Below are 16233 nucleotides of genomic sequence, written 5' to 3'. Positions count from 1 at the left end.
CGCTCATCCACTTATTAGGCGGTGCACACCATGTTGCTCACAGGATTCAGCACACTCGTCTGGCTGCTCTACATGGTCATGCTCGTCCTGGCCGTGGTCGCACTGATCATGGCCGCCACGGCCCGTGAGGACGCCTACCGGGCCGCGGACAAGCAGAAGAAGTCCTTCTGGCTGATCATCCTCGGCATCACCGTCGCCGTGAATCTCTTCGTGCCGATGCTGTTCCTGCAGCTTGCCGGAGCTGTCGCGTCCATCGTCTTCCTGGTGGACGTACGGCCCGCGCTGCAGGCGGTCTCGGGCGGCGGCCGGCGCGGTGGCTCCAGCAGCGACGGGCCGTACGGGCCCTACAACGGCGGGCGTTGACCGCTCGCGGCGGTCGTGGCGCCCGCGGTGCTTGCGGAGGGCGTGGGTGGTGTCGGTTCGGGGCGGGGGCGCGGGATGCTCCGGCCCCGTTCGCCGTTCACGCCCCACCGGCGGCTGCGCTCCTGGTCGCGGTCGAGCAGCAGGACCGCGACGTCGTCGGTCAGCTCGCCGCCGTTCAGCTCCCGCGCCTCGGTGACCGCCGCCTCCAGGAGGGCCTCGCCGGTGAACCCCTCCGCCAGTTGGCGGTTGATCATCGCGACCATGCCGTCCTGGCCGAGCCGCTGCGTACCGTCCGGTCCCACGCGCCCCTCGATCAGCCCGTCCGTGTACATCATCAGGCTCCAGGTGCCGCCGAGGTCCACCTGCCGGCGCGGCCACCGGGCGCGCGGCAGCAGGCCGAGGGCCGGGCCGCCGTCCTCGTACGGGAGCAGGCGCGCGGCCTGTCCGCGCCGGGCGATCAGCGGGGCGGGGTGGCCCGCCAGGCAGAGCCCGGCGCGCCGGCCCTCGGGCGCGATGTCGACGGTGCAGAGCGTCGCGAAGATCTCCTCGCTCTCCCGCTCGTGCTCCAGGACCTGCTGGAGCGTGGAGAGCAGTTCGTCCCCGCAGAGCCCGGCCAGGGTCAACGCCCGCCACGCTATGCGCAGTTCCACGCCGAGCGCCGCCTCGTCGGGGCCGTGCCCGCAGACGTCGCCGATCATCGCGTGGACGGTGCCGTCGGGCGTACGGACCGTGTCGTAGAAGTCCCCGCCGAGCAGCGCACGGCTGCGGCCGGGGCGGTAGCGGGCCGCGAAGCGCAGATCGGAGCCTTCGAGCAGCGGGGTGGGGAGCAGGCCGCGTTCGAGGCGGGCGTTCTCCTGGGCGCGCAGCCGGGACTCGGTGAGCTGGTGCTGGGCGGTGTCGGCGCGCTTGCGTTCGACGGCGTAACGGATGGCGCGGCTGAGGAGCAGTCCGTCGAGTTCGCCGCGAGAGAGGTAGTCCTGGGCGCCGACCCGTACCGCCTCGGCGCCCAGCTCGGCGTCGTCCTCCGCCGTGAGGGCGAGGACGGCGTGGCGCGGGGCGATCCGCAGGACGTGCTCGAGGGTGGCGAGCCCGTCGGCCCGCTCGGCGCCCTCGGCCCCTTCGGGCCCGGTCGAGCGCGCCTCGTTGCCGGTGGGCAGGGCCAGGTCCAGCAGGATGCAGTCCACGTCGTCGGTGAGGAGCCGGCCCGCCTCGGTCAGGTTGCGGGCGGTGCGGATGCGGACCCGTGTGCCGGCCACGGCCGGGAGCTCCGGGACGGTGAAGGTGCCCGCCGGGTCGTCCTCGATCACCAGGAGGGTGAGGTGGGCGCCGTGGGAGGTCTCCGCAGCGGGAACGGTGTGCTGTTGTTGCTGCGGTGCGGGTACGGGCATCGGTTTCGGTTTCCTTCCCTCCCCCCGAGGGCGCGGCGGAACGACGATCGACGACCCGCCAGACGGGGACGATAGCGGTCCGCGGTGGGGGAACGGAATGGCGTTCCGCGATCGGCCGCTGTCATATGCACCGCCATAAGCCGCGTCAGGTCACGGATCCGGCGAGATGCGCGGGCGTGGGGGCGGGTATCCGGGCATGACAAAGGTCACGCGGGGTGGTGGGGGGTCGGTGGTGCGGGTCACTCCCGTGGGAGTGCGGGTCACTCCCACGAGGGTCGGGGGCGTCGACAGAGTGCCGGGGGAGGGGTGGCCGGGGCGTGCTGTGTCCTCGATCGCCGGCCGGGCTCGACGTGGTCGGCGCCCACGATCCGGTGCCCCCGCACCCGGCCGGTGTCCCTACTTGTCCGGGCGTACGACTCCGAGGATCTGCATCGAGCCCGCGCCCGCCAGGGTGACGTTGCGGCCGGGACGGGGGGCGTGGACGATCGCCCCGTCGCCGATGTACATGCCCACGTGGCTCGCGTCACCGTGGTAGATGATGAGGTCGCCGGGGCGCATGTCCTTGATGGCGATGTGCGGCAGCAGCCGCCACTGCTCCTGCGAGGTGCGCGGGATCGGCCGGCCCGCCGCCGCCCAGGCCTGTGACGTCAGCCCCGAGCAGTCGTACGAACCGGGGCCCTCGGCCCCCCAGACGTACGGCTTGCCGATCTGTGCGGTCGCGAAGGCCACCGCCTTCCTGCCGCTCGCGCTCGCCTCGCGGTTGATGTCCTTCAGGGCGCCGGAGCTGAGCCAGGCCGTCTGCTGCTTGTACTCCGCCTCCTGCTCCAGCTTCAGCAGGCGGGCCCGCTCCTCCTTCTTCAGCTGGGATTCCAGCTTCTTCGCCGCGGCGATCTGCGCGTTGATCTTCTTCTTGGCCTCGGCCTGCTTGAGGCGGCCGGCTTCGAGCTTGTCCCAGTTGGTGCTCGCGTCCTGGGTGTACGTCTCCAAGTCCTGCTGGGTCCTGGTCAGTTCGCCGAGGACGCCCTGGGCGGCCTGCTGGCCCTCCCGGACCCGGGTCACCCCGTCCAGGAACAGCTGCGGGTCGTCGCTGAGCATCAGCTGGGCGCCGGGCGGCAGTCCGCCGGTGCGGTACTGCTCGCGGGCCTGGGCGCCCGCCATGCTCTTGAGCTCGGCGATCTTCGCCTGGCCCGCGACTATGGCCCGGGCCAGCCTGACGATCTCGCCGGACTGCTTCTCGGCCTTCTCCTCGGCGAGGTTGTACGCGTCGGTGGCCGCCCCGGCCTTGCGGTACAGGGCGTCTATCTCCTTGCGTACCTCTTCGAGGGTCTTCTTCGGCTTCGCCGCCTCGGACCCGGAAGCGGGCTGCGACGCGGAGGGGGAGGGGGGTGGGGGCGCGGGCGCGGCGAAAGCCTGGACCGGCGCGGTGAGTACGGTCAGCGCGCAGACCAGAGTGATCGCGGCTGCGGCACAGTGACGTCGGTTCACGAGATCCCCCTCCGAATGAACCCGATGAAGCCTATGAAGCCTATGAAGCCTGTGATTCCTATGGAACCGGCAGATCCAATGAATCTGATTTACCGTCAGTAACTTTGGTCGATGACGAGATCGTGCCATGCCGTACCGAAAAGCAACAGAGGCACACGGCCGCTGTCCTGACGCTCACACGGGTCGGCCGACGCCCGGGGATCTCTCCCCGGGCCCCGTGATCGCTGTCGCTCCCCTTCGTCTGGACGAACGATGCCCCGTCCGTGTTCCCGCCCGCCTCCCCGTACGCGCGTTCGCCGGGCCTGTTCAGCGCGTGTTGGGCTGTCGGTCGGGCTGGACGGCGGCCCATTTCACCGTGACTTCGCCCTGGCGCCAGCGCCGTACCCCGTCCGCCAGCGGCCAGTCGGCCGACAGTGACCGCACCGCTGTGATCCAGCGCTGCCGGGCACCCAGCGAGGCGTACGGGGCGGCTGCGGCCCACGCCCGGTCGAAGTCCCGCAGGAAGGCGTGGACCGGTTCGCCCGGCACATTGCGGTGGATCAGCGCCTTGGGCAGGCGTTCCGCGAGGTCGGAGGGGCGCTCCAGGGAGCCGAGCCGGGTCGCGAACGTCACCGTGCGCGGGCCCTCCGGGCCGAGCGCCACCCAGACATGCCGGCGCCCGATCTCGTCGCACGTCCCCTCCACCAGCAGCCCGCCCGGCGCGAGGCGGCCGCACAGCCGTTGCCAGACCGCGGCGACCTCGTCCTCGTCGTACTGGCGCAGCACGTTCGCCGCCCTGATGAGGTCGGGGCGCGTGGGGAGCGGGATCTCGAAGCCGCCGTGCAGGAAGGTGAGGCCCTCGCGCTCGTACGGTTTCGCCGCCGCGACCCGCTCCGGGTCGATCTCGATGCCGGTCACCGTCGTGCGCGGCTCGGCGGTGCGCAGGCGCTGGAGCAGCTCGACGGCGGTCCAGGGCGCGGCGCCGTACCCGAGGTCGACGGCGGCGGGGGCGTCGGCGCGGCGCAGGGCCGGGCCGTGGGTGGCGGCGATCCAGCGGTCCATGCGGCGGAGCCGGTTCGGGTTGGTGGTCCCGCGGGTCGCGGTGCCGATGGGGCGCATGACAGCGAGCGTAACGATTCCGCGGGGGTGGCAGGCGGCGTGGGGCCCGGCCCCGCTTCCCGGCCCCGGCGTGCGGCTCCCGCACCGTAATGATTTGGTAAAGCGGAAATGAAAGGAGACATTCCACTGTTGCAGCCCCTTGCGAGGGGCTCAAGTCCCTCCGCTGTCATGCCCTGAGTGAGGAGGACCGGACGACGTGAGTCAGTACGTCTCCCGGCTCGGCAGCAGCCGTGTCGCGCCGCGCCTCAGGTTCCCCACCGCCTTCCCCGGCGGCCACCGCAAACCCCGCCGTGTCGCGATGCTCTCCGTGCACACCTCGCCGCTGCACCAGCCGGGCACGGGTGACGCGGGCGGCATGAACGTCTACATCGTGGAGCTGGCCAGGCGCCTCGCCGCGATCAACATCGAGGTCGAGATCTTCACCCGGTCCACCGCCGGCGGGCTGCCCCCGGCGGTCGAGCTGGCGCCCGGTGTCCTGGTCCGGCACGTCGACGCGGGACCGTACGAGGGTCTGGCCAAGGAGGAGCTGCCCGCTCAGCTCTGCGCCTTCACGCACGGCGTGATGCAGGCGTGGGCCGGTCAGCGCCCCGGCTACTACGACCTGGTCCACTCCCACTACTGGCTCTCCGGTCACGTCGGCTGGCTCGCGGCCCAGCGCTGGGGCGTCCCGCTCGTCCACGCCATGCACACCATGGCCAAGGTCAAGAACGCGTCGCTCGCCGCGGGCGACACCCCCGAGCCCGCCGCCCGCGTCATCGGCGAGACCCAGATCGTCAGCGCGGCCGACCGGCTGATCGCGAACACCGCCGGGGAGGCGGACGAGCTCGTCCGCTTCTACGAGGCCGATCCCGGGTCCGTCGCCGTCGTCCACCCCGGGGTCAACCTGGACCGCTTCCGCCCGGCCGACGGGCGGGCGGCGGCGCGTGCGCGCCTCGGACTGCCGCAGGACGCCCTGATCCCGCTCTTCGCGGGGCGCATCCAGCCGCTGAAGGCCCCGGACGTGCTGTTGCGGGCCGTCGCCGCCCTGCTGGACCGCGATCCCTCGTTGCGTACCCGGATGGTCGTACCGGTCGTCGGCGGCCCCAGCGGCAGCGGGCTCGCCAAGCCGGAGGGGCTGCAGAAACTGGCCGCCCGGCTCGGTATCGCGGACGTCGTACGGTTCCACCCGCCGGTCGGGCAGGACCAGCTCGCCGACTGGTTCCGGGCCGCGTCCGTGCTGGTCATGCCCTCGCACAGCGAATCCTTCGGCCTGGTCGCCATAGAGGCCCAGGCGGCGGGCACCCCGGTCGTCGCGGCGGCCGTCGGCGGGCTCCCGGTGGCGGTGCGGGACGGGGTCAGCGGCTTCCTGATACCGGGGCACGACCCGCAGGCGTACGCCCAGGCACTGGGCCGGTTCGCCGAAGCGCCGGAACTGGTCGCGCGGATGGGTGCGGCCGCCGCCGCGCACGCCCAGGGCTTCGGCTGGGACACCGCCGCGTCCGCGACCGCCGACGTGTACACGGCCGCGATGCACGAACACCGCCGTCGCGTACGCTCGCACCATGGCTGACGTACCCGACGAAGCGGCAACGGCTGTGGCGGCGACGACGCAGGCCGCGCAGGTCGCGCAGGTCATCGAGGCGACCCTGGAGGACGCCGGGCTCGCCTGGGAGAGCCCCGAACCCGGTGGCTACGTCGTCAAGCTGCCCGGCACGCGCAAGCTGTCCACCACCTGCTCACTGCGCGTCGGCAAGCACTCGCTCTCCCTCAACGCCTTCGTCGTCCGCCATCCGGACGAGAACGACGCGGCGGTCCACCGCTGGCTGCTGGAGCGCAACCTCCGTCTCTTCGGCGTGAGTTACGCGATCGACCCGCTCGGCGACATCTATCTCGTCGGCAAGCTGCCGCTCTCCGTGGTCACCCCGCAGGAGCTGGACCGGCTGCTCGGCACGGTCCTGGAAGCGGCCGACGGCTCGTTCAACACCCTGCTGGAGCTGGGTTTCGCGAGCGCGATCCGCAAGGAGTACGAGTGGCGGGTGTCGCGCGGCGAGTCCACGCGAAACCTGGACGCGTTCACGCATCTGACCCAGCGCCCGGCCGACTGACCGTCTGCACACCCCCATTGACGCACAGCGCGCCGTCCGCCTCCGGGCCGGGTCGGCGCTGCGGGCCGGTGGGATCAGCCCCTTGCCCGCAGCGCCGACTCCACGTCCTCCAGCGCCGATACGAGCTGCGGACCGACCTCCGTCCAGGCCTGGTCCAGGTGCTCCCGCGAAACGCGGCGCGGGACGGTTTCCACCAGCATGATCAGGTAGAGGTAACAGCGGTACAGCGCGAGCCGCAGCCGCACCGACGCGTCGAACACGACCGGGCGTCCGGCGCCCTCCGCGTACCCGGCGAGGAAGTCCGCGTCGTCCTCCATGTTCGCGAACAGCGCGAGCGATACGAAGTCGGCGACCGGGTCGCCCCAGAACATCCGCTCGCCGTCGATGATCCCGCCGACGGTGCGCGCGCCGGGCTCCCCGTCGACGAGCAGGTTGCCCTGCCACAGGTCGAAGTGGACCAGGGCGGGCCGGGTGACGTCGTCCAGTACGGGGGACGCTGCGGCGAGCAGCGCACGGATACCGGCCGTCGATCGCGGCAGCCGGGCGCGGTAGGTGTCGGCGTCGGCGAGGACGGCGTCGGTCATCGCGGTGAACGCCTGCCGCCAGGTCGGCGACAGCGGCCCCAACGCCTGCCCCGGGTAGCCGAATCCGGCGGGACCCGTGATGGAGTGCAGGCGGGCGACGATCCGTCCCAGTTCGTTCCTGAGCCGACGCTCCTCCGCGTCGGACATGGTGCCGGGGGCGATCTCGTTCCAGGGCCGGCCCGGGCACGCCGACATGATCACGTACGGACCGGTCGGGGACGCGGGGGACGCGGGTGCCTCAGGAGAGTCGGGTGACGTGGATGACTCCGAGAACTCCCGGAACTCTGGGAACTCCGGGAACCGTGGAGCGAGTTCGCTGTGCAGGACGTGGGGGACCACCGCTGTCGACGCACCCGCGCGGCCGTAGAACTCGACCTCGTTGACCAGCAGATCGCGCTCATAGCTCATGAGGGTTCCGGCGACCGCGGGCGGCGGTATCTTCACCACCCAGTCGCTGCCGTCGGTGAGGGCGACCCGGGTCACGGCGTTGAACGTGCCTCCGGCAAGGGGTGTGCACGCGCTGATCCGTTCCTCCGTAACACCAACAGCTCGGAGAACACGCGAAGTTGTCTCATCCATCTGCATGGGTCGAAATGCCCCTCTGTGTCGGAAGTCGTTAGGGCTTGCGGTGAAGGGCTGGGCCTTCACGGGACGATCACGGCGCCATCACGATCGCATCCCGTGCCCTTCTTTGTTGATCAACAAACCAACTCCCGCTCATAGAGTGGGCAAAACCCGAAGACCCCAGCTCAGAGAGATGGACCGGACCCATGCGATCCACCGCCATACGCCGTACCGCTGTTGCCGCCGCCGCGGTGTCCCTGGCCCTGCTCGCCACCGGTTGCGGCGGCTCGGACTCCGATTCCGGCGGCAAGGGTGCGGATGCCAAGGGCAAGGAGTCCGCGGCCGCGAAGCCGGCGGCCAAGGCGCTGACCGCCGCCGAGCTGGAGAAGGCCGCGCTCGCCCAGGGTGACGTCAAGGGGCACAAGATTTCCAAGGCCGCGGCCAAGGATGTGGTCCCCGTCGACGACATCAAGGTCGAGAAGGAGGTCTGCGCCCCGCTCGCGGACGCGCTGATGGGCGCGCAGGTCGGTGAGCCCGGCGCGTTCACCAAGCGGACCGTCGTCAGCGAGCCCAAGAAGGGCAGCATGGACAAGGACGGCGCGGACCCCGAAGAGGCGTTCAAGACGGCCTTCGACATCACGACGACGCAGCTGGCCCTCGGCTCGTACGACGGCAAGGGCGCGGAGGAGTCGGTCGCCTCTCTGCGCGCCGCGGCCACCGAATGCGCGGGCGGGTTCGACTTCACGGCGGCCGGTGAGAAGCAGAAGGTCAGCAAGATCACCGAGGAGCAGATCAAGGGCGGCGAGGAAGCGGTCGCCTGGACGGTGCAGCTGGAACAGGGCGGGGAGAAGGGGCAGTTGAAGCTGGTGGCCCTGCGTCAGGGACCCACGTTCGCCTCGTTCTCCTCGATGAACCTGGCCGCGATGGGCGGAGGCGGGGACTTCGAGCTGCCGACCGCGGTGGTCGAGGCCCAGGCCGCGAAGCTGGCGTAGGGCTCCGGTGCGGACGTAAGTGAGTATGCGTACTCGTGATCGGTGTCTCGCTCTCCGGGCAGTCTGGTCGTACCAACTGCCCCGAGGGAGGCAACTGTGCGCGGAAGCACCCGACATGGCCGCGCGGGCCGGTTCGCGGTCGGCATCGCCCTGGTCTCCGTGACCGCGGCGATGCTGACCGCGGGCTGCTCGCTCCAGGACGCGACGTGCGGTGGCGGCGAGTACCCGGTCATGACGGTCGGGAGCACCGGGTCGGCGTGCGTGCCCAACGGCGAGGATCCGCCGAAGGGATACGTCCGGTACCCGGAGGGCAAGGTTCCCGAGCACGTGGGCGACAAGTGGGACACGTACTGGGAGACCCACTCCGTGGATGAGAACGGCAGGATCCTCGACGTTCCGGCGGACTCCGGGGAGTGAGCAGGTCCCGCTCGTGGGCGCCGGGGCTTGCGCCCGGCTCCGGTTGTTCACGGCAGAGGGACGAGTCTCACCACGGTGACGGTCAGGACCGACCCGGAGACGTAATAGAGCACGATCGCCCCGGCGACCGTCGCCTCGCGCCGGTCGCGCTCGCTCTTGACGGCCGACGACCCGTGTCCGTACGGGTCGAGGCCCAGGGTGCGCGCCATCTCGTCGCGGAAGGTCTCCCCTTCGCGCATCTTGGCCAGGGTGTCGTCGGCGGGCGGGGCGTAGGAGATGCGGAAGCTCAAGCGACGGTCCGCCTCTCGGCCTCGTCCTGCGCCAGCCGGTCCAGGATCTTCTCGGCCTCCGGATCGGGCACGGCCTCCAGCATCCAGTGCCGCATGACCGCCTGGATCTCGCCCACGCCGGCGTCGTTGATGGCGCGGTCGAACTCCTCGCGTCTCTCTTCGGGAAGGGTCGCCCGGATGTCCGGGATGCTGTTGGGCACGTCGACTTCGGCACCGCCGACGAAGGTCTTCAGGGGCTCGCCCATGGTTGCTCTCCCCGCTCTCCTTGCTCTCTCCGCACGGCCCGCCCGGTCGGCGCCGCCCTTGCGCGGGCCGGTACTTGGGTCACGTTAGTGCCAGGTCCGGAGGCGGGGGCGGAGCCCACGCGATACGTTTCCGCCGGGACCGGAACATCATGGACATTCTGCTGTTCGACGGGGCGTCAGGTGGCCGCGAGAGAGCCGGACGGTCCATCAATTGGCCGCTGACGCGAAAGGGATCGAGGTCGAGGTCGAGGCCGCGAGAGCCACCGGCCGTCGCCGGGACGTTACCGCGACAGCTTGCGCCGCCGGTCGGCCCACCGGTACCTGACGTCGACGTGGTCGCAGTTCGCGGCACGCGAACCATCCTCGTAACAGGTGAGGCTGCGCATGTGGATGCCACCGTGGTCGGCGCCCTTGCTGACCGTGGTGTCGTGGTGCAGGAATGGGCTCGCCTCCACGTCGGAGAGGGAGTGGCCCGAGGGCCAGGCCATGTGGAAGCTGACACCGGGGAGCTTCTCCGCGGTGGTACCCACGATGATCGGTCTGCCCGAGTTCACGACCGTCTCCGACACCGTGATCCCGGTGTCGGCGGCTTCCGCGACCGGTGCGGTGAACGCCGCAAGGGCGAGCGCTCCCACGAGGGCGGCCACGGTGCCGGATCTGCCTGTGCGCCTGCACGGCCCCTCACTGGTAGGGGTGCAAACTGCCGCAGACCAACAGGAGGTATCCGCAGGTGAGTTCACGACCCGGCCCGGTGTGACCGGCGAGGCCGCGCGGCCCGGCGTCGCCGAGCGGTCGTACCCGTAAGGTGCGGCCCCATGAACATCGACTTCCGGCGCCTGGGCGACTTTGACGCTGATGCCCTCATCCGTTTTCTGACCGGAGAGAGGTGGCCCTTCCACGTGATCAGCGAGGTGGACGATGCGACAGCGCGCCAGTGGGCCACCGAGGGGCGCTTCGCGAGCGAGGAGAACCGCAGCTTCTGGATCGTTGCGGACGGGACACCCGTCGGTCTGGTCCGGCTCATGGAACTGACCGACGATACGCCCCTGTTCGATCTCCGGATCCGGACCGCGCACCGGGGCAACGGCATCGGCGCGCAGGCTGTGACGTGGCTGACGCGATACCTGTTCACGGAGTTCCCGGAGATACGTCGCGTCGAGGGCACTACCCGACAGGACAACGTCCCGATGCGGCGCGTCTTCCTGCGCTGCGGCTATGTCAAGGAAGCGCACTACCGCGACGCGTGGCCGGCACACGACGGAACGGTTCACGACACCGTCGGCTATGCGATCCTGCGCCGCGACTGGACGGCGGGCACCGTAACGCCTCCCCCGTGGGACGACGATCCGATCGACTAGACGGTGCGGCACCAGGGAGTCGTGATCGACGGCTCGCGCCGTCGCGTCCGGTGTCAGGGGTGCCCGGCGGTGTGCCCGCAACGTTGGTGGTGGTGGTGGTGGTGGTGGTGGTCAGGCCAGGCCAGGCCAGGCCAGGCCAGGTCAGGCCAGGTCAGGCCAGGGCGAGGAAGAGCTTCTCCAGTTCCTCTTCCGACATGGGCGGGGCGTCGTCGGCACTTTCTGCGAGACACTGGCGCATCCCGCCGGCCACGATCTTGAACCCCGCCCGGTCCAGGGCGCGGGACACTGCGGCGAGTTGCGTGACGACGTCCTTGCAGTCGCGTCCCGCTTCGACCATGGCGATAACAGCGGCCAGCTGTCCCTGGGCCCGCCTGAGCCGGTTCAGGACGGGGCGTACGGCCTCTTCTTCCACCTGCACGGAGTCCTCCTCCAGTCGATCGGGATACCCCCTGGGGTATATATTATTCTTTTCCGGCGGTCTCGTGGTGTCTTGCTGCGGTGGTCGGGCCCGTCCCGGGTGTCTCGGCGGGGCGCCGGTGCGGCGCGCGGGTGGCCTGCCGTATCCGGGCGGCGGATACGGCGAGCAGTGCGGTGCCGAGTACGGCCCACGTGGCAGGGTGCGTCCAGACGGCGGTGTCGAGCTGCTGGGCGAGGACGAAGACGCCCATGACGACGACGAACCATCCGAAGACCGTGCGCAGGGTGTCCTGCGGAATGCGGCCGGCGAAGCGCGCGCCCAGGATGCTGCCGACGACGGCCGCCGCGGTCACGACCAGGGCCAGGCCCCAGTCGATCTGCACGCCCGAGAGGTGCCCGGCCAGCCCGGCGAAGGACTTCATGGAGATGACGAGGAGCGAGGTACCGACCGCGATGCTCATGGGCAGTCCGCCGAGGATCGCGAGTGCGGGTACGACGAGGAAGCCGCCGCCGGAACCCACCAGGCCCGTGACGGCGCCGACGACCAGGCCCTCGACGGCGATGTGCTTCACAGGGAGGTCCCGGTGCCGGGGCTTCGGTTCGGCACGCCTGCGCGGTTTGCGGAGCATCGCCACCGCCGTGGCGAGCATCATCAGGGCGAACGAGACGAGGAGCGCGGTGCCGGGGATGTACTCGGCGACCCGGCCGCCGCCGTAGGCGCCGGCCATGCTGAAGGCGCCGAAGAGCAGGCCGGTCCTCCACCGCACCCGGTGGGCGCGCGCGTGGGGGATCAGCGCGGCCACGCTGGTCACACCGACGACGAACAGAGAAGTGGCGATGGCCTCCTTGGTGCCCTGTCCGGCCAGGTAGACGAGGATCGGCACGGTCAGGATCGAGCCCCCGCCGCCGAGAATGCCGAGGCTGATTCCGACGAACAGGGACGCCGCGATGACCAGAGCCGTCATGACGTGGCCCGCAGTTCCGCGATGACGGTGCGGATGTCGACGCGCGGACCGCGGTTGTAGGGGAGCTTGGACAGCAGGACGCCCATGGCGCAGGAGTTGCTCACAGCCGCGTAGGTCAGGCCCGCGCCGACCGCCGTGCCGATGAGGTGCGCGCCGGGAACGAAGAGGCCCACCACTCCGGTCGCAAGGACGATCGAGCCGGCGACGAGCCGGACCTGGCGCTCCATGTCCCAGCGGTCGGCGCCCCAGTTTGCGGGAGCTCCCGCCATCTCCCAGGCGGTGATGCCGCCCTCCAGTACCCGGAGGTTCGGCAGACCGGCCTCGGCCAGAGCCCTTTCGGCCTGGGTGGCACGGGCTCCGGAACGGCAGACCAGGATGACGTCCTCGTCGAGGTGGGCCAGCAGTTCCTTCCGGTGCTCGCGCAGGGTGGGGAGAGGCACGTTGTAGGAGCCGGGGATGTGGACCGAGCGGAACTCGCCGGGCATGCGCACGTCGAGGATGCGCGGTGCGCGGTCCTCCTGTACGAGGTGGTGCAGGACGGCGGGGGTGATGGAGGAGGTCTGGGTGGACTTCTCAGTCATGGGAGGCTCCGTTCAAGAGAGTTGGATACCCCTGGGGGTATTCATCGGGATCGGCTGGGTGACCGCCCCGGACAGGGGATGACCCCTGCCCGGGGCGTGCCGGGAGGTCGCGGGAGAGGACGGTCAGACGCCGGCGGGTTCCGCCGACAGGGCCCAGGCGGCGTAGCCGCCGAGAAGGTCGGAGACGTCCTCGAAGCCGCGGTGGCGCAGCAGGCTGGCCGCGATCGAGGAGCGGTGGCCGCCGGCGCAGTGCAGGACGAGGGGCCGGTCGGTGGGGATCTCGTCCAGGCGCGTGGGCAGTTCGCTCAGGGCGATGTGCGTGGCGCCCTCGATGAAGCCGTTCGCGCCGCGCTCTCCGCAGGTGCGTACGTCCACGACGAGCGGGGGGTTCTCTCCTCGCAGGGCGGTGCGCAGCTGTGCAGCGGTCAGGCGGCTCGCCGGAGCGGCCTCCTCGGCCAGCTCCTTCAGGGCGTCCTCGGGGTTGCGGAGGTAGCCCATCACGCGGTCGAAGCCGATGCGGGCGAGGCGGGTGACGACTTCCTCCTCCCGGTTCTCCGGAGCCATGACGATCAGCTCGTCGGCCGGGTCGAGGACGGTGCCCGCCTGTTCGGCGAACCGGCCCTCGGCGGGTACGTTGACCGCCCCGCGCAGGTGACCGTTGGCGAACTCCTGCGGGGTCCGGGCGTCGACCACGACCGCCCCCGCCTGCCGCAGCCCGGTGAACTCGGTCAGGGACAGCGGGCGGGGCGCCGCGGCCGAGTCGAACAGGAGACGGTCCTTGCGGTTGAGTTCCGCGTCGAAGGCGAAGTACCCGGGTGCGGCGGACTGGCCGGCGGTGACGAGTGCGACGAAGTCCTCGCGGCTCATCGGCGCGCAGGCGTAGTTGGTGGCGCGCTGTTCTCCGATGGTGGACTGCTTCTCGGTGGAGAGGTTCTTGCCGCAGGAGGAGCCGGCGCCGTGGGCGGGGAAGACCCGGACCGCGTCGGGCAGCGCCATCAGCTTGTTCTGGACGCTGTCGTGAAGCAGCGCACCGAGTTCGTCCGCGGTCACGCCCACGGAGGCGAGCAGATCGGGGCGGCCGACGTCGCCGATGAACAGCGCGTCGCCGGTCAGCACTCCGTAGGGAACCGTGTCGTCGGCGTGCTCGTACACCAGGACGCTGATCGACTCGGGGGTGTGTCCGGGGGTCTCCATGATCTGCAAGGTGACATCGCCGAGGGAGACACGTTCGCCGTCGGTGAGCTTGCGGATGGGGTACTCGGTCTCGGCGCGGTGGCCGTAGCCGATCCAGGCACCGGTGTGGTCGGCCAGCTCCAGGTGGCCGGCGACGAAGTCGGCGTGGAAGTGGGTGTTGATGACGCCCACGACGGTGAAGCCGTGCGCCCGGGCGTCGGCCAGGTACTCCGAGACGTCTCTGCGCGGGTCGACGACCACGGCCCGGCCGGTCGTCTCGTCGGCGATCATGTACGACGCCTGGGAGAGGCAGTCGAGGTAGTACTGGGTGAAGAACACGGCAAACCCTCCGTCGGGGAACGCGCACCCGGCCGGGTGCGGAAAGTTGGTCGAAGGCGCGTCGGCGCCTTCCGGATGGGCCCGGGGTTCGGGCTTCAGGCGGTCTCGGCCGCAGCGCCGCGGTCGATGGGGCGACCCGCCCGGGCCCAGGCGGCGGTGCCGCCCGCGACCGAGACGGCGTCCACGCCGCGTGCCTGGAGGTGCTCGGTGGCCCGGCCGCTGCGGTTGCCGCTCGCGCAGATCACGTAGACGGTCCGGTCCCCGGGCAGAGCACTCACGGCAGCGTCGAGCGTGGACAGCGGTGCGAGGTGGGCGCCGGGCACGTGGCCGGCCCGGTACTCGTCGGGCTCCCGGACATCGATCACGAACGCGCCGTTCGCGAGCTTCGCCGCGAAGACGTTCAGATCCACTTCACGCATGGAGATTCCTCGCTTCCAGATACCCCCCTAGGTATTGATGTCTTCGACCGTAGGCGGGTCCGCGGCAGGAAGTCAAATACCCCCATGGGTATCCCGCATCACATACGAAAAATACCCATGGGGGTATGCTGGCCTGCGGGTAATCGGATCTTGAGAGATATGGCGGGGCGATGGAGCAGCAGACGGGCGCGGTCTCGCCCTCGCCCACGCATGGAGTGCGGCTGGGCCTCCGGGAGAACTGGGCTCAGTTCACCCTGCTCGTGATCGTCACGGCCAGTGTCGGTGCGCTCGTCGGTCTGGAGCGCACGACGGTCCCCCTCATCGGCACCGACGTCTTCGGGCTGACGAGCAACCTGGCCGTCTTCTCCTTCATCGTCGCCTTCGGCCTCACCAAGGCCCTCACCAACCTCGCGGCAGGCACCCTCACGGCCCGTTTCCGCCGCAGGCAACTCCTCCTGACCGGGTGGCTCGTCGGTGTGCCGGTGCCCTTCGTCCTGGCGTGGGGCCCGTCCTGGTGGTGGATCCTGGCCGCGAACGTCCTGCTGGGCGTCAACCAGGGCATGACGTGGTCGATGACCGTGAACATGAAGATCGACCTCGTGGGGCCGGCACGCCGGGGTCTGGCCACCGGACTGAACGAGGCCGCCGGATACGTCGCCGTCGGCACGACGGCCCTGCTCACCGGCTACCTGGCAGCCGCCCACGGCCTGCGACCGGCCCCCGAAGCGATCGGCATCGTCTTCGTCGCCGCCGGGTTCGGCCTTTCGCTCCTGGTACGGGACACCGGCGCCCATGTCGCCCTCGAACTGTCCCGGATGCCGCCCGCCCAGGCCCCCAAGGAACGGAATCCGTCATTCGCAACAGTGTTCGCGCGCACATCGTGGCGCGACCGCTCCCTGCGCGGTGCGAGCCAGGCCGGCCTCGTCAACAACCTCAACGACGGCCTCACCTGGGGTGTCTTCCCGCTGCTCTTCGCCGACCAGGGGCTCGGCATCGCCGCCATCGGCCTGATCAAGGGGCTCTATCCGCTCCTGTGGGGTCTGGGGCAGATACCCGCGGGCCACCTGGCAGACCGGATCGGCCGTAAACCGCTCATCGTCACGGGCATGCTCGTCCAAGCCGGCGGTCTCCTCGCGGCGTTGGCGATCCCCGACCGTCCCCTCCTCTCGGGCGTCCTCTCCGCCGTGGCCCTCGGGCTGGGCACCGCGATGGTCTACCCGGCGCTCATCGCCTCCGTCTCCGACCACGCCCACCCCGCCTGGCGGGCGAACGCGCTGGGCACCTACCGCTTCTGGCGCGATCTCGGCTACGCGGCCGGAGCTCTCGTCGCGGGCGTCCTCGCCGACGCACTCGGCCTGAAGGCGACCGTCCTCGCCGCCGCCGCCCTCACCGCGCTGTCCGGTCTGCTCGCCGCGCGCTGGATCACGGACGACCGGGCCGCGAGTACGGCCCAGGAGCGGCCCCGGTGAAG

At 70.8% G+C, this 16233-nt stretch carries 19 protein-coding genes; 7 read left to right on the top strand and 12 right to left on the bottom strand.

The window, feature by feature from the left end:
* Positions 1-30 precede the first annotated feature (30 nt).
* The gene (locus ACFVV1_RS21325; RefSeq protein WP_383760261.1) at positions 31-363 is read left to right on the top strand and encodes a DUF2516 family protein; all 333 of its coding nucleotides are present in this window, start codon (positions 31-33) and stop codon (positions 361-363) included.
* Here the strand turns inward: ACFVV1_RS21325 and ACFVV1_RS21320 are convergent.
* The 3 genes from ACFVV1_RS21320 to ACFVV1_RS21310 all read right to left on the bottom strand — a co-directional run bounded on the left by ACFVV1_RS21320 (position 345) and on the right by ACFVV1_RS21310 (position 4334).
* Positions 345-1751: a PP2C family protein-serine/threonine phosphatase gene (locus tag ACFVV1_RS21320; protein ID WP_389991283.1), complete on the bottom strand. Its 1407-nt coding sequence runs from the start codon at positions 1749-1751 to the stop codon at positions 345-347. The two genes, ACFVV1_RS21325 and ACFVV1_RS21320, sit on opposite strands and share 19 nt — an antisense overlap.
* A gap of 396 nt (positions 1752-2147) precedes the next feature.
* A complete protein-coding gene (locus tag ACFVV1_RS21315) occupies positions 2148-3236 on the bottom strand; it encodes an NlpC/P60 family protein (protein WP_389991280.1) in 1089 nt (362 codons plus the stop codon).
* A 306-nt stretch (positions 3237-3542) separates the two neighbouring features.
* On the bottom strand, positions 3543-4334 hold the full coding sequence (locus ACFVV1_RS21310; RefSeq protein ID WP_389991277.1) for a class I SAM-dependent methyltransferase: 792 nt from the start codon (positions 4332-4334) through the stop codon (positions 3543-3545).
* A gap of 196 nt (positions 4335-4530) precedes the next feature.
* On the opposite strand from ACFVV1_RS21310, the gene mshA reads away from it, so the two are divergent.
* Both mshA and ACFVV1_RS21300 read left to right on the top strand, forming a co-directional pair.
* Entirely contained in the window at positions 4531-5883 is a 1353-nt protein-coding gene (mshA, locus tag ACFVV1_RS21305; RefSeq protein WP_389991274.1) for a D-inositol-3-phosphate glycosyltransferase, read from the top strand.
* Positions 5876-6418 carry a YbjN domain-containing protein gene (locus ACFVV1_RS21300; RefSeq protein ID WP_389991271.1) on the top strand — a complete coding sequence of 181 codons (543 nt, stop codon included), beginning with the start codon at positions 5876-5878 and terminating at the stop codon, positions 6416-6418. The genes mshA and ACFVV1_RS21300 overlap by 8 nt, the downstream gene beginning before the upstream one ends.
* 74 nt (positions 6419-6492) lie before the next feature.
* Here the strand turns inward: ACFVV1_RS21300 and ACFVV1_RS21295 are convergent, their stop codons facing one another.
* Positions 6493-7587, bottom strand: coding sequence for a phosphotransferase family protein (locus ACFVV1_RS21295; protein ID WP_389991268.1), 1095 nt, complete (start codon positions 7585-7587; stop codon positions 6493-6495).
* Positions 7588-7772: 185 nt separating this feature from the next.
* Here ACFVV1_RS21295 and ACFVV1_RS21290 point away from each other — a divergent pair, with 185 nt between their 5' ends.
* Positions 7773-8558, top strand: a complete 786-nt coding sequence (locus ACFVV1_RS21290; protein WP_389991265.1) for a hypothetical protein — start codon at positions 7773-7775, stop codon at positions 8556-8558.
* Positions 8559-8654: 96 nt separating this feature from the next.
* Entirely contained in the window at positions 8655-8975 is a 321-nt protein-coding gene (locus ACFVV1_RS21285) for an SCO0607 family lipoprotein (protein ID WP_389991262.1), read from the top strand.
* 47 nt (positions 8976-9022) lie between these two features.
* Here ACFVV1_RS21285 and ACFVV1_RS21280 read toward each other — a convergent pair whose 3' ends face one another.
* The 3 genes from ACFVV1_RS21280 to ACFVV1_RS21270 form a co-directional block, all read right to left on the bottom strand.
* Entirely contained in the window at positions 9023-9265 is a 243-nt protein-coding gene (locus ACFVV1_RS21280; protein ID WP_389991259.1) for a hypothetical protein, read from the bottom strand.
* A complete protein-coding gene (locus ACFVV1_RS21275) occupies positions 9262-9510 on the bottom strand; it encodes a hypothetical protein (RefSeq protein ID WP_351202622.1) in 249 nt (82 codons plus the stop codon). Before ACFVV1_RS21275 ends, ACFVV1_RS21280 begins: the two co-directional genes overlap by 4 nt.
* Positions 9511-9791: 281 nt before the next feature.
* A complete protein-coding gene (locus tag ACFVV1_RS21270; protein WP_389991255.1) occupies positions 9792-10157 on the bottom strand; it encodes a hypothetical protein in 366 nt (121 codons plus the stop codon).
* Between the two features lie 168 nt (positions 10158-10325).
* Between ACFVV1_RS21270 and ACFVV1_RS21265 the strand changes: the two genes are divergently transcribed.
* Positions 10326-10868 carry a GNAT family N-acetyltransferase gene (locus tag ACFVV1_RS21265; protein WP_389991252.1) on the top strand — a complete coding sequence of 181 codons (543 nt, stop codon included), beginning with the start codon at positions 10326-10328 and terminating at the stop codon, positions 10866-10868.
* 151 nt (positions 10869-11019) lie between these two features.
* Here ACFVV1_RS21265 and ACFVV1_RS21260 read toward each other — a convergent pair whose 3' ends face one another.
* The 5 genes from ACFVV1_RS21260 to ACFVV1_RS21240 all read right to left on the bottom strand — a co-directional run bounded on the left by ACFVV1_RS21260 (position 11020) and on the right by ACFVV1_RS21240 (position 14762).
* Entirely contained in the window at positions 11020-11286 is a 267-nt protein-coding gene (locus ACFVV1_RS21260; protein ID WP_389991249.1) for a metal-sensitive transcriptional regulator, read from the bottom strand.
* 43 nt (positions 11287-11329) lie between these two features.
* Positions 11330-12250, bottom strand: coding sequence for a sulfite exporter TauE/SafE family protein (locus tag ACFVV1_RS21255; protein ID WP_389991246.1), 921 nt, complete (start codon positions 12248-12250; stop codon positions 11330-11332).
* Positions 12247-12831 carry a rhodanese-like domain-containing protein gene (locus ACFVV1_RS21250; protein WP_389991243.1) on the bottom strand — a complete coding sequence of 195 codons (585 nt, stop codon included), beginning with the start codon at positions 12829-12831 and terminating at the stop codon, positions 12247-12249. Before ACFVV1_RS21250 ends, ACFVV1_RS21255 begins: the two co-directional genes overlap by 4 nt.
* Before the next feature lie 123 nt (positions 12832-12954).
* Positions 12955-14343, bottom strand: a complete 1389-nt coding sequence (locus tag ACFVV1_RS21245; protein WP_389991240.1) for a rhodanese-like domain-containing protein — start codon at positions 14341-14343, stop codon at positions 12955-12957.
* A 95-nt stretch (positions 14344-14438) separates the two neighbouring features.
* Positions 14439-14762: a rhodanese-like domain-containing protein gene (locus ACFVV1_RS21240; RefSeq protein ID WP_389991237.1), complete on the bottom strand. Its 324-nt coding sequence runs from the start codon at positions 14760-14762 to the stop codon at positions 14439-14441.
* A 170-nt stretch (positions 14763-14932) separates the two neighbouring features.
* On the opposite strand from ACFVV1_RS21240, the gene ACFVV1_RS21235 reads away from it, so the two are divergent.
* A complete protein-coding gene (locus ACFVV1_RS21235) occupies positions 14933-16231 on the top strand; it encodes an MFS transporter (RefSeq protein WP_389991234.1) in 1299 nt (432 codons plus the stop codon).
* Positions 16232-16233: the final 2 nt, after the last annotated feature.

Origin of the sequence: Streptomyces sp. NPDC058092 (assembly GCF_042884935.1) — a bacterium.
Taxonomy (GTDB): Bacteria; Actinomycetota; Actinomycetes; order Streptomycetales; family Streptomycetaceae; genus Streptomyces.
The sequence above is the reverse complement of the archived record's forward strand: the minus strand, read 5'-3'. Positions and strand labels throughout refer to the sequence as shown.

Excerpts from the sequence above, each read along its gene's own strand:
- ACFVV1_RS21325 (WP_383760261.1), top strand. The coding sequence starts at position 31 with ATGTTGCTCACAGGATTCAGCACACTCGTCTGGCTGCTCTACATGGTC.
- ACFVV1_RS21320 (WP_389991283.1), bottom strand. The coding sequence starts at position 1,751 with ATGCCCGTACCCGCACCGCAGCAACAACAGCACACCGTTCCCGCTGCG.
- ACFVV1_RS21310 (WP_389991277.1), bottom strand. The coding sequence starts at position 4,334 with ATGCGCCCCATCGGCACCGCGACCCGCGGGACCACCAACCCGAACCGG.
- ACFVV1_RS21300 (WP_389991271.1), top strand. The coding sequence starts at position 5,876 with ATGGCTGACGTACCCGACGAAGCGGCAACGGCTGTGGCGGCGACGACG.
- ACFVV1_RS21295 (WP_389991268.1), bottom strand. The coding sequence starts at position 7,587 with ATGCAGATGGATGAGACAACTTCGCGTGTTCTCCGAGCTGTTGGTGTT.
- ACFVV1_RS21290 (WP_389991265.1), top strand. The coding sequence starts at position 7,773 with ATGCGATCCACCGCCATACGCCGTACCGCTGTTGCCGCCGCCGCGGTG.
- ACFVV1_RS21275 (WP_351202622.1), bottom strand. The coding sequence starts at position 9,510 with ATGGGCGAGCCCCTGAAGACCTTCGTCGGCGGTGCCGAAGTCGACGTG.
- ACFVV1_RS21265 (WP_389991252.1), top strand. The coding sequence starts at position 10,326 with ATGAACATCGACTTCCGGCGCCTGGGCGACTTTGACGCTGATGCCCTC.
- ACFVV1_RS21255 (WP_389991246.1), bottom strand. The coding sequence starts at position 12,250 with ATGACGGCTCTGGTCATCGCGGCGTCCCTGTTCGTCGGAATCAGCCTC.
- ACFVV1_RS21250 (WP_389991243.1), bottom strand. The coding sequence starts at position 12,831 with ATGACTGAGAAGTCCACCCAGACCTCCTCCATCACCCCCGCCGTCCTG.
- ACFVV1_RS21240 (WP_389991237.1), bottom strand. The coding sequence starts at position 14,762 with ATGCGTGAAGTGGATCTGAACGTCTTCGCGGCGAAGCTCGCGAACGGC.
- ACFVV1_RS21235 (WP_389991234.1), top strand. The coding sequence starts at position 14,933 with ATGGAGCAGCAGACGGGCGCGGTCTCGCCCTCGCCCACGCATGGAGTG.